This window comes from Lactobacillus sp. PSON (assembly GCF_052615405.1).
The window spans coordinates 14,828-27,084 of sequence record NZ_JBQXFW010000003.1; the positions used below are offsets into that span (position 1 = coordinate 14,828).

Below are 12,257 nucleotides of genomic sequence, written 5' to 3' on the forward strand. Positions count from 1 at the left end.
TTATTTTAAAATATTCATTACATCTGCAACAATTTGCTTGGGTTCCAAGTGATTGCGTCTATAAATTGAAGATTTTGATTCGTTGTCAGTGTATTCACGCTTGGCACCGTAATTTTTAACCATCATTTTACTTGGACCATAAAAACTAGCAATCTTTTGACCATAACCGCCATCAATAGCATTATCTTCCAAAGTAATAACTAATTCATGCTTTTTCTTCAAATCTTCCAGAGTAGCAGTATCTAATTCTGAAGCAGATTTTGGATTAATCAAACTAGCATCAATACCTTCCTCATTTAATCCTGCACGAACCTTTTGACCTAATTGATAAAAATCACCTAAACCAATAATCGCTACTTTAGAACCGCCTTCAACATTGTAATGAATTTCGCTATAATCTTCACTTACCTTGCTACCTTCAGGAACTGGATTAACTGGCCATTTGATGGCAACAGGCTGCTTTCTTTGTTTTATTGCCCATTCAAGCATTGAAGCAAGTTCATTCAATGTAGTAGGGGCCAAATATTGCCAATTAGGTAAGTTAGAAATCATAGTATTATCAAAAATCCCTAAATGTGTCTTTGACTGAGAACTAATTCCACCACCAGCAACAATCATTACTACCGGTAAGTTATTAGCTGCAACATCATGAGAAAGCTGGTCATATGCACGCTGTAAGAAGGTAGAGTTTTCAAATAAAACAGGAACAACTCCTTCTTTAACAGCACCGGCGGCAAAGGCAACCGATTCTTGTTCAGCAATTCCGACATCTTTATAATTATTAGGATAATTCTTTTTAATTTCATCTAAACCAAAAACACCCGGGATAGCGGCATTAATTGCTAAAATATTTTCTTTATTTTCAATATGCTTTTTCAAAATATCTAGTGTTACTGAAGAAACATTTGGAGTTTTAGGAGCTGATACAGTAGTTTTATCTGTTTTCAAGTCAAATGGTAAAACCCAATGGTGAGCCTCTTTATGATCGATGGCTGGTTGATAACCCTTTCCTTTTAAAGTATTAATATGCAATACAAGTGGATGATCAATATCTTTAACTGATTCAAAAGCTTCAATCATAGCCTTAATACTATTTCCATCAGCCACATATTTGTAATCCAATCCCATAGCAGTAAATGGATTATCTTCTGTTTTACCATTGGAATCGCGAAGCTTCTTAAGAGCCGTTACAACACCACCTACATTATCATCAATGGACATTTGATTATCATTAACAATCATCAAAAGTTGATGTTTTTCATCTGCAGCATTATTAAAGCCTTCAAAAGCCAGTCCACCAGTTAAGGAACCATCTCCAATAAGAGCAGCAATATTTTCATGTCCGCCTTGCATATCACGTGCTCGAGCCATACCAGTAGCCAGGGCAACTGAAGTTGAAGTATGACCTACTGCATAATAATCATATGGACTTTCTTCAGGGTTAGAATATGGAGTAACGTCTTTATAATGCTTTGGATCGAGCCATGCAAGAGACCGTCCAGTAAGCATTTTATGAGGATAAGTTTGGTGACTAACATCCCAAATGATTTTATCTTCTGGAGCATTAAAAACATAATGATAAGCAATAGTTGCTTCAACAATACCTAAATCAGGTCCTAAGTGTCCTCCTTCTGCAGCATCTTTTTCAATAATTAAATTTCTAATTTCTTTAGCAAGCTTCTTTAAATCATTATGAGCCAAATTTTTAAGGTCTTTTGGTGAATGAATTTTATTTAATAAGTAGTCTAAATGTTTATTCATACAATTAACTTCTTTCTATTTATCACTATATTTACTTACTAATTGTAAATTCAATTTATTGCTTTTTCAAATATTTCTAACTTATTAGAATCTATAACTATAAAGAATAATGAAAAAGCATTGCTTAATGCAATGCAAATTAAATATCAATAGTCTTTTTGCCGTTTAAAGCCAATTTAGAAAGATACGCACAATTTATAATAACAACTAAACAAGTTGTAATTGTAATAACTTCAAAACTAGAGTTATATAGACAAATCCCATATCCGAATAAAACAGTTAATAAAAACATCAGAATTGTTTTCACTGTTAAAGGATAAACCTTCTTATTATAATGACTAGCTAATAGCAATCCAAAATAGATCAGTAAAATACCAAAATATAAACAACTTACAGCAAAAATATAATTGGCTTCTTCTTCATGAATAAATTTTAAGCTTACAGTCAATAAACTAATTCCAAAAATGATAAAATAGTGCAAATATATTAATAAGTTTCCCGTATCATCTTTTTGATTCTCATTTATCAACCAATCAAATTGCAATGCATATGATAGAAAAAGTCCAGCTACAATTCCAAAAATCATCACTGAAAAAATTGATAACGTTTTAGGTCTAAAATAATCTGCCGTTCCAATAATTGTTTCTCCAAAAATGATGATTATCAACAAATTTAATCTTTCTAAAAAGTGAGAAAAGATAATAGGATGTTTTAAAGTATAGTTTTTTATTAAACTTGGCATAATCCAGCTTAAGAGTAATCCTCCAACTGCAATCAAAAATCCAATTAAATTGTCTAAAACTCCACCAATAAACAGACAAACCGCTCTTACCATTAAAAACTCAAAATAGGTAATCGTAATTTTTTTATCTATTTTATTTGCTACTTGAAAATATGTAATCAAATAATGACTAGCTAAAGTTAAAGATAAGAGTCCAGCTGAAATGAATAAAACTCGCATTTCTTTTAAGTTATTACTATCAAAGGAATTCGACATAAATAATAGAATCATCATATCCAAAAAGTAAAAGAAAATATCACTCCAGCTCGATTTTCCATAACGATTGGTAAATATAGTCTGTACAATCCATGAACTAATAAAAATTAAAACAATAATGGCAAATAATCCAAAAGTCATCGGTGAAACCATTCCATTATGTAAATGATGAATTATTTCTGTAGTTCTTGAAATCATATAGACAAAAACTAAATCATAGAATAGAGAAATTTTTGAAACATGTTTTTCCTTGAGTGCTTGATTCAATTTTTTAACGCTTTCTATAATTATTAAATTACTTACTATATCTTAATTTTAACCTCTTTTATTCAAACTTTAAATTATCAATTTAGAATAAATATGACAATTAAGTGTTAATTTACTACTTAAAATAATATATATTAGTTCATTTTCTTTGAGTTTTAAGCTATTATGCTCAACAATAGGATTGAAGCATATGAAAAAGCTTTTGTTTCTATATTGAAAGAGGGTTATTAAAATGTTCTCATTTGTATTTTGGGTTCTATTAATTTGGTTTGTTGTAAACGTTATTTGGATGTGGTTTGTACTTAACAAGCAAATTTATCAACGTACTTTTGCTTGGATTAACGTAGCTTGCATTATTATTGGCTTTTGGGTATTTTATGGCGTAAGCCATGATGCAAATACTCTAGCAAATTGCTTTATTTGGTTGAATTGGATCAATGTAGTTCTGGCATGTGTTCAATTTTACTTTGGCTACCGCAAAATTTCATCATCTAATTAATCCTAAAAAAGCTTCAATTAGATTTATAGTTTTGAACTGCTTCAAAAAAGACTTTGCAATAAGTTGATTTATTGCAAAGTTTTTATTTTTGCTAAATTATTGGCAGAGTATTCTTAAGTATGCTTAAATAAAGAGTATGTATTTGATAAATTATTTATATGAAAGAGGTTGCTAATGACTTTACCATTTAAAGCTGTAGCTGTAGACATGGATGGAACATTTTTAGATGATAAACGTGAATACGATCATCAAGAATTTGATAGAATTTTGACAGAATTAGAAAATAAAAATATTAATTTTATTGTTTCATCTGGTCGACCATATGCTAGATTAAAAAAAGATTTCGCTGATTTTTATAAGCGTATGGACTTTGTGACAACTAATGGTGCTAGAATCATGGTTAATGACAAAGAAGCCCAAGTTACTGAAATGAATAAAAACGATGTTGTTAAGTTAATTAATTTTGTTTATCAAAAATATGGAAGACTTGCAACCGTAGTTTTTAGTCGGGATACTGCTTTTATTAATAGGGATGCTTCTGAAGAAACTAAGAAGTTCTTAGCCTATTTTGCAGGAAAACTTCAAGAAATTGATGATTGGAATGAATTACCGAATAATGGGCTTATTCAAATGACTTTCCATTATCAAAGTGAATTTGCTAAAGAAATTGAACGCGAATTCAGCGCTAAATATGGAAATATTTTTTCATTTTTTGCTTCTTCAGAATGGGCAATTGATGTTAACTCATATGGAGTAAGTAAGGGCAATGGATTAAAAGAGCTTTTAGCTGATCTTGACTTAACTGGAGATGATTTAATTGCTTTTGGTGATAGTGGAAATGATATTTCAATGTTAGATTTAGCTAAATATTCGTATGCGATGGCTAATGGAATGGATGAAGCTAAAAAGCATGCCAAGTTCATTGCGCCTGCAAATACCGAAGATGGAGTTTTCCAGACTCTTAGAGAATATTTAGATGAAGATAAAGATGTAAAATAAAAATTTAAATGAACTATATCTTCATATTTTTAATCATGATAAGATAAATTCAAAGGAGATTTATTTTATTATGAAGAAAAAATTATTGTTAACACTAGCAGCTTCAGCTGGAATTATATGATGATGTTAAATTCACCTACTATGCATTATCATCTAATAATGACAAGACTTTATTAGCACCAAAGCTATCCCTAAGTTATTACGATGATAATGGTAGTGATGAACCTTATATTAGTGCTAAGTGGAATGAAAACTCTACAATAGATAGTTATGAACTTGCATATCGTATTAAAGGAAAGAGTGACTGGCACACAATTTTAACTAATAATAAGACTGGTATTGAATTTGGAGGTAGCAATAACCAGAATGATGATTTATATTTTGTCAAAGGTAGAACTTATGAAGTAAAAGTTCGTGGACTTCAAGGAAATTTACGTAGTCCATGGTCAGATACAAAAATAATAACTGTAACAGTTACTCAAGCTTAAAAATAAATTTAACTCACTACTTTTTGTTAGTGAGTTTTTTTATTTTTAGTTTAAAATTTAAGATATGCTGACATCGCAATTCTAAGGTCAAGTTCATTTAAATTGATTAATAAGTTATCATTTTGACTCATAGAATGCAAATTTAAGAGTTAAGATCTATTTTAGTCTTAATTTTTTATTTTGTCCCAAAATAGGGAGTTATTTCTATATTATAACTCCCTCTTACTTATCAGAAATCCTTGATATTACAAGTGATTAGCTAGATTACATTTCAATAGGGTGATATAATTTTTATATATAAAAATATAACTCCCTATAATAATAAATAAAAAGGAATGAATTACATACAATGAAGCAAGAAGTTAAACCGATTAAAGACTCATGGGTTTTAAAGTCAGTTCAACAAGAACTATTAAATAATGAAGGAACCGGAAAAAGAGATTACACAATTTTTCAAGTAGGTAAAGCTACACTCCTTAGAGTAAGTGACGTTTTAAGTCTTAAAAAGAGCGACGTTTTTGACGAACGAGGACGAGTAAAACGGAATGCTTATATAATTGATAAAAAGACTAAAAAACGTAACATATTATACTTAAAGCCTGTTCAAGAAGACTTAGAAGAATATTTTGATTGGCTCGAAGAATTTCAAGAACAAACCCGTCATATTCCCCGTTATAAACATCCCTCATTTAACGGAAATGTATTCACTAGCCCTTGGTTATTTCCTAGCGTTTATCATGCAGAAAAGCATATTGATGGTAAGCAATACTGGAAAATAATGGACAAAGTAGGCAAAAACTTACATATTGATTATTTAGGAACGCATACTATGAGAAAAACTGGCGCTTATCGTGTCTATCAACAGACAAATCATAATATTGCATTAGTAATGAAATTACTTAATCATAGCTCTGAACAAATGACTTTAGCATATCTCGGTCTTGATCAAGAAGAACGAGAAAACTTGCTTGACATGATTGATTTTGGATAAATTAGACCAATTTTGTATTTTTAATAAAAATCCATTTATATATAAATAATCTTATTTTTGTGATGGTTTCGAATAATAAAAATTATGTAAAAACAATCATATTTTGATTTATAGAAAATAATTTATAACGAGCCTAATTATTTGACTTAAATCTTAGTCTAAACTATGTTGGAGATGTAAGGTTAAATATAACGAGGCGAAAATTATGAAAGCAGTACAATTACTTAAATATAATAAAAGGTATCCTAAGATGAAACTGGAAGACATTGATCTTCCAGACTTAGGATTAAATGATGTTTTAGTAGAAATTACAGCAGCTGGTGTTAACCCAGTTGATAATATGATTGCTCGTGGAGATTTGAAGTTTTTACTACCATATAAACTTCCACAAACCATGGGTAATGAATTTGTAGGTGTAATCAAGAAACTTGGCGCAAACGTTACAGAGTTTTCAGTTGGTGATCGTGTATTTGCAAGAATGCCAGTTAAAAAAATTGGCTCTTTTGCTCAACAAGCAGTTATAAATAAACATGCTCTTGCTAAAGTTCCAGATTATCTAACAGATGAAGAAGCAGCTGCTGTCCCATTAGACGCATTAACTGCTGTTCAAGCTCTTAATAAGCTTCACGGCAAGCCGGGTGATACTCTATTTATTTCTGCAGGAACCGGTGGTTTTGGCCAAATGGCTATTCCACTCGCTGTTCATCGTGGCTATAAAGTTATAGTAAGTGGAAATTCTGCCCACGAAGAAGAAGTCAAAAAATTAGGTGCAACAACCTTTATTGATTATAAGACTGAAAAAGTTGATGAAGTTGTTTCTCAAGTTGACTACATCATTGATGGATTAGGCGGCAAAGCCTTGAAGAATGAAATGAGACTTTTGAAACCCGGTGGCACTATTGTTTCACTTAGAGGTATCCCTGATAAGAAATATGCTGAAAGAGTAGGACTTGCTCATGGTCAAACTTTTGTCTTCAGTATTTTAGGTGCAAGAATTGACCATTTAGCAAAACAAAAGCATCAACATTATTACTTCTTATTTGTTAACTCTTGTGGTAGCGAACTTGCTGAAGCTTCTAAAGTATTAACTGAATTACAAATTCATCCAGCAGTAGGAGACATTTACTCATTAGATGAATATGGCGAAGCTTTGTATAGAGTAGCTCAAGGACATAATAATGGTAAAGTTATTATTAAGATGTAGAAAATAATTTTCTATATGGTTTAGTTTTCCTCAATAAACAAGAAAAATTATATAAGTGCAATAAAACACATACTTGTTAGTAAGAGTATGTGTTTTATTTTTTGTTTTTATTAAAAAACTCACACTATTAAGTGTGAGTAAAGTGATATAAAATTATTTATTATTAATTGTTAACTGTAGTTTTTTTAACCAAATGAATAACTACTCCCAAAACAAAACCAAAACAAGCAAAGCTAAGCCAGCCAAATCCTAAATCAAAAAGTGGAAAATATTTTTGTGCAAAAGTCACCATATGTTGAACAAGACTAGTATTATGAAGTGCTGCTGGAGTAGCATTTGCCATATCAAAGATAGCTGGAATAAGCGTAAAAACAGTAGTAGTGCGATATACAATTGAACTTGATTTGAACAATGGTGAAACAATAGCCACTAAGATTAATGTAATAGCAAGAGGGTAGAGTAACATTAAAACTGGCTTTGACCAAGCAATAATAGTATCAAGCCCCATATTTGCCACTATAAAAGACAATCCACAATTAAGTGCTAACCAATTCTTATAAGACAACTTAGGAAAACGCTGATTAAAATCTTGTGCAAATGATACAGCAAGTCCCATAGCAGTTGTTAAACAAGTAATTGTAGTTAAAGTTGCAAGCAACGCATTACCAGCAATTCCCATGTAGTAATAAGAGATTTGCCCTAAAGTTGTACCACCGTTAGCCGCTAACTTAAATTGATGAAGGCTACTTGCTCCCATCCATACAAGACATAAGTAAATTATAGCAATTGCAAAAATACCCCAAAAACCACTTTTAATGGTTGCTAATGAAATATCTTTTTGTTTTGTGATTCCTAGCTCCTTAATAGAAGTGATGATTGTAACTCCAAATATTAGTGCAGCTAAACAATCCATTGTGTTATAGCCTTGCAAGAATCCATTCGCAAAAGCACCATTACTATACGCAGAAGTAACAGCAGAAGTTTGCGCACTTCCCATCGGTTTTATAAACGCTAATGCAAAAATTATGAATAGCATTACCAAAAAAATCGGATTTAGAACTTTCCCAATAAGATCTGTGATTTTTGCTTCTGTTGCGGATAAAGCATATACAACGATGAAAAAGATAGCTGTAAAAGCAACTAGACCAATTTTGTTAGCACTAGTAGAAAAATGTTGCGCAAACCCAATTTCATATGGTACAGTTGCTGTTCTAGGTGTTGCACAAAATGGTCCAATAGCAGCATGAATAAATATCAAAAATATAGATGCATATTTGACACCAATAGGTTTAGCTAAATCATAAATTCCATCTGAACGAGTAATACTAATCGCAAGTAAAGCTAAAAGCGGTAATAACACTCCAGATGCAATAAAACCCCCACTTGCATCAAGCCATTTACTACCCGCAAGCTGTCCTAAATGTACTGGAAAGATTAAGTTTCCCGCACCAAACAGCATTCCAAATATCAAAGATGCAATAATTAGCATCTTTTTAACTGTTAGTTTTGAATCAGTCATATTCAACTTCCTTCTTTGTAAATTAATTCATTTAAAAAACGCCTCTAAATTAGAGACGTTTTTATTATTTTTAGAATACAGAATCTACTAAGCTTAGTCAATTTATTTTAGCTTAAAGTTTTAAGTTTAGTAGTCGGTGTCACAGTAAGATTTTCAGTATTAAAATTATACTCAATACTGAAAAGACCCATTTTTTTAAGTTGCCAAAATAAATTCATTAAATCAAAAATCTCAATTCCCATACTTAAAGCCAAAGCTAAAGAATCTTCTTTATTTTTACTTAACAAATCAATTAAATCTTGATTTTTCTTAACAAATTCACGATCAACTGAAGAATCAGCTTCAGTCAGATTAATATACTCTAACATTAATTCAAGACTTAGCTCATCATGTGGCAATTGAATTGTATCCTCAGTTTTATTTTCATGATATTTATATTTAACTAAATAAAGCGTTGCAAATTCAACAGGAGAAAGATTATCTAAATCAACAGTATCTGCATAAGATAGAATTCGATAAAAATTATCAACTTTTTCAATTTTCATAGTATATTTTTTACTCTTTTCTAGTTTTGGATATGAATTATTATAATTGAGCATTTTGCTTTGAGCAATAATATTTATAGTTTCTATGCAAAATCTATTTATAAATTTTTTAAAAAATATATTTGTATTTTGGTTGATTTTACCGTAAAATAAAAAACGCATTTTGATTTAGACCACAAGATATTGTGGTTGTATGAGATAAAAATCAATAACTTGTTATTCATCTGAGGAGGATTTAATTAATGCGTTTTGGTAAAAAAACTATCGTTGCAGCAATTGCAAGTTTAGCTTTGATTGGTACTGCAGCTTGTTCTAAGAGTGGAAACAGCTCAGAGTCTGCTAAGATTCCAGAAAAAATCACCAAGAAAACTAATGTAGTATTTTGGCATGGGATGCACGGTGTTCAACTAGCAACTTTACAAAAGTTGACAAAGGATTTTGAAAAAGAAAATCCAAAAATCAATGTTAAGTTAGAGAGCCAAGGTTCTTATATTGATCTTCAAGCAAAAATCAACTCTACCTTGCAATCTCCAAACAACTTACCAACTATTACTCAAGCTTATCCTGGCTGGCTTTATACGGCTTCAAAAAACAAAATGCTAGTGGACTTAACTCCATACATTAACAACAAAAATGTAGGTTGGGGCAGTAGTAAAAAATCAGACATTCGCCAAGAATTACTTGATGGTGCTAAGATTGAAAACATCCAATACGGTATTCCTTTTAACAAATCAATTGAAAGCTTAACTTACAATAAAGATATGTTCAAGAAATACGGTATTAAAAAAGTTCCAACAACTATGGAAGAATTAAAAGACGTTTCTAAAACTATCTACCAAAAAAGCCATCACCAAGTTGTAGGGGCTGGTTTTGACTCTCTTGCTAACTACTATGTACTTGGTATGAAAGATAAGGGAATCAACTTCTCCAATAAAGTAGACTTTACTGGCAAAGCTTCTAAAGAAGTGATTAACTACTACGCTGATGGAATTAAGAAAGGTTATTTCAGAGTAGCAGGGTCTGAGCATTACTTATCAGGACCTTTTGCTAATGAAAAAGTAGCAATGTACATCGGAACTTCTGCTGGAGAAGGATATGTTAAGCAAAGTGTAGGTAATAAGTTTACTTACGATGTAGCTGCTCGTCCTGGTGAATATACTATGCAACAAGGTACTGATATTTACATGTTCAATCATGCAAATGCTGATCAAAAAGCTGCCGCATTTAAATATATGAAATACTTAGTATCTAAATCAAGTCAGCTTAAATGGGCAAATGCTACTGGTTATATTCCAGTTAATAATGCAGCTATTAAATCAAATGAATACAAGTCAAACAAGAGTATTAAGCTTCCTGCAAAGCTTGAAAGTGCTATGAAGCATTTATACAGCATTCCTGTAGAAAAGAATTCAAATGCTGCTTATTCACAATTAGACAGCATTTTACAAAATATATTCTCAGCTGCTCAAAAGGGACAAAATATTAATAATGCAATTAACACAGGCAAGTCTAAATTTGAAGCTGCTTGGAAACAATAACTTATAATTATAAAAACCTAGTTTCTAGTTAATGAAGCTAGGTTTTTATGTTATACTGCATAAGGTGTCGCAATATATGAATTATGCGACACTTTGTAAATCGGTGTTTTATGACCTATTCTCAATAACGAAGGTGAAATTTATGCAAATTAAAGAAATGAGTCAAAAACAAATTACTAAGCGCTTATCGGAGCTTCCAGATTTTGTTAGAAACTTTTATGATTCTCATAAAATAGATACTCAACCAACTACTAATGCAATGTATTTATTAGAAATCAACAGCTTTTTTACGTGGTTACGTACACATACTAATCCTGATTATACTGAACCGTTATCTGCAGCATTATCTAATAAAGATATTACTATTGATACTTTAGTTAAATTAGACACTATGGATATTAATAATTACATTTATTCATTAAGCACTACTGAAACCTTTTATGGTACGTTACCAACCACAGGAACCATAAATCATACTATCAGTGCCTTAAAATCTTTCTTTAGGTATCTTTGTGAGGAATCCGAAGTTGGTCCATTACGCAAGCCATATTTGCCATATAATCCAATGTCAAAAATAAAGATGAAGAAAGATACTGCTACTCTTAATTATCGCCATAAAAAAATCGAATCGCAGTTATTTGTTGGCCGAGAACAAGATCTGTTAGCTTTTATAGATGAATATTACGAAAAAATAATAAAAACTCCACAAGCCAAAAGCAAATTCAAACGTGATAAAGAACGTGATCTAGCAATTATTGCCCTTCTTTTAGCATCAGGATTAAGAGTTTCAGAATTAGTTAGTTTAAATTTAAAAAATTTAAAATTAACTGATACTCACGGTCAAGTATCAATGATCAGAAAGGGAAATCATGCAGATACTGTTGGCATTGTTCCCTGGTCTATCCCCTATCTTGAGCAATATTTAGGCATCAGAAGTAAGCGCTATAATGCTTCTGATGATGAAAAAGCCCTATTTGTAACTCCAATCAAAGGAAAAGCAACTAGACTTACTACAAGGTCTATTCAACGCATGGTGAAGAAATATACGCAAGCTTATGGTCGCCCCTCTACTCCACACAAGTTCCGCCACACTTTGGGAACTGAGCTTTATGAACAAAATAAAGACATTGTGGCAGTTTCTGAGCAATTAGGTCAAACTAGTACTTCTGCTACTGACTTATATACTCACTTAGGTGAAAATAAGTTGCATAATGATTTAAGCCATATCGGTGAAAAACAGGTTGACGTTAAGTATTTGAAGAACAAATGAAAATTACAAAAGCCAATCAACAAAAGTTGATTGGCCTTCTTGGATAGCTAATTCATGCTATAATTAACTTGCCTAAATATCGATAGTTGGGTTGATAAACTAGCTTTAGTGCTACTATCCCAGTGCGTGCAAGGCACTGCAATTAGGAAAGCGAAATTTCTGACCTATACTGTCATTAT

The 12,257-nt window shown here is 31.3% G+C and carries 10 protein-coding genes; 6 read left to right on the top strand and 4 right to left on the bottom strand.

The genetic code is table 11. The features are described from left to right. Together ACTHPI_RS02025 and ACTHPI_RS02030 are read right to left on the bottom strand one after the other, a co-directional pair. Positions 1-1,761 carry a 1-deoxy-D-xylulose-5-phosphate synthase gene (locus ACTHPI_RS02025; RefSeq protein ID WP_445352514.1) on the bottom strand — a complete coding sequence of 587 codons (1,761 nt, stop codon included), beginning with the start codon at positions 1,759-1,761 and terminating at the stop codon, positions 1-3. A gap of 139 nt (positions 1,762-1,900) precedes the next feature. After that, positions 1,901-3,025 (bottom strand): low temperature requirement protein A, encoded by a 1,125-nt coding sequence (locus ACTHPI_RS02030; RefSeq protein ID WP_445352515.1) that lies wholly within the window; start codon positions 3,023-3,025, stop codon positions 1,901-1,903. A 232-nt stretch (positions 3,026-3,257) separates the two neighbouring features. On the opposite strand from ACTHPI_RS02030, the gene ACTHPI_RS02035 reads away from it, so the two are divergent. The 4 genes from ACTHPI_RS02035 to ACTHPI_RS02050 all read left to right on the top strand — a co-directional run bounded on the left by ACTHPI_RS02035 (position 3,258) and on the right by ACTHPI_RS02050 (position 7,206). Continuing rightward, a complete protein-coding gene (locus tag ACTHPI_RS02035; RefSeq protein WP_144356224.1) occupies positions 3,258-3,524 on the top strand; it encodes a hypothetical protein in 267 nt (88 codons plus the stop codon). 174 nt (positions 3,525-3,698) lie between these two features. Then, entirely contained in the window at positions 3,699-4,523 is an 825-nt protein-coding gene (locus tag ACTHPI_RS02040; protein ID WP_445352516.1) for a Cof-type HAD-IIB family hydrolase, read from the top strand. An 837-nt stretch (positions 4,524-5,360) separates the two neighbouring features. Continuing rightward, complete coding sequence (locus ACTHPI_RS02045; protein WP_445352517.1) at positions 5,361-6,002, top strand: tyrosine-type recombinase/integrase; 642 nt, start codon at positions 5,361-5,363, stop codon at positions 6,000-6,002. A 205-nt stretch (positions 6,003-6,207) separates the two neighbouring features. After that, positions 6,208-7,206 carry an NADP-dependent oxidoreductase gene (locus tag ACTHPI_RS02050; protein ID WP_445352518.1) on the top strand — a complete coding sequence of 333 codons (999 nt, stop codon included), beginning with the start codon at positions 6,208-6,210 and terminating at the stop codon, positions 7,204-7,206. A 163-nt stretch (positions 7,207-7,369) separates the two neighbouring features. Here the strand turns inward: ACTHPI_RS02050 and brnQ are convergent, their stop codons facing one another. Together brnQ and ACTHPI_RS02060 are read right to left on the bottom strand one after the other, a co-directional pair. Then, positions 7,370-8,725: a branched-chain amino acid transport system II carrier protein gene (gene brnQ, locus ACTHPI_RS02055; protein ID WP_445352519.1), complete on the bottom strand. Its 1,356-nt coding sequence runs from the start codon at positions 8,723-8,725 to the stop codon at positions 7,370-7,372. 107 nt (positions 8,726-8,832) lie between these two features. Beyond that, positions 8,833-9,270, bottom strand: a complete 438-nt coding sequence (locus tag ACTHPI_RS02060; protein WP_445352520.1) for a hypothetical protein — start codon at positions 9,268-9,270, stop codon at positions 8,833-8,835. A gap of 242 nt (positions 9,271-9,512) precedes the next feature. Here ACTHPI_RS02060 and ACTHPI_RS02065 point away from each other — a divergent pair, with 242 nt between their 5' ends. Together ACTHPI_RS02065 and xerS are read left to right on the top strand one after the other, a co-directional pair. Continuing rightward, on the top strand, positions 9,513-10,808 hold the full coding sequence (locus ACTHPI_RS02065; protein ID WP_445352521.1) for an extracellular solute-binding protein: 1,296 nt from the start codon (positions 9,513-9,515) through the stop codon (positions 10,806-10,808). A 142-nt stretch (positions 10,809-10,950) separates the two neighbouring features. Then, entirely contained in the window at positions 10,951-12,078 is a 1,128-nt protein-coding gene (gene xerS, locus ACTHPI_RS02070) for a tyrosine recombinase XerS (RefSeq protein WP_445352522.1), read from the top strand. Positions 12,079-12,257 lie beyond the last annotated feature (179 nt).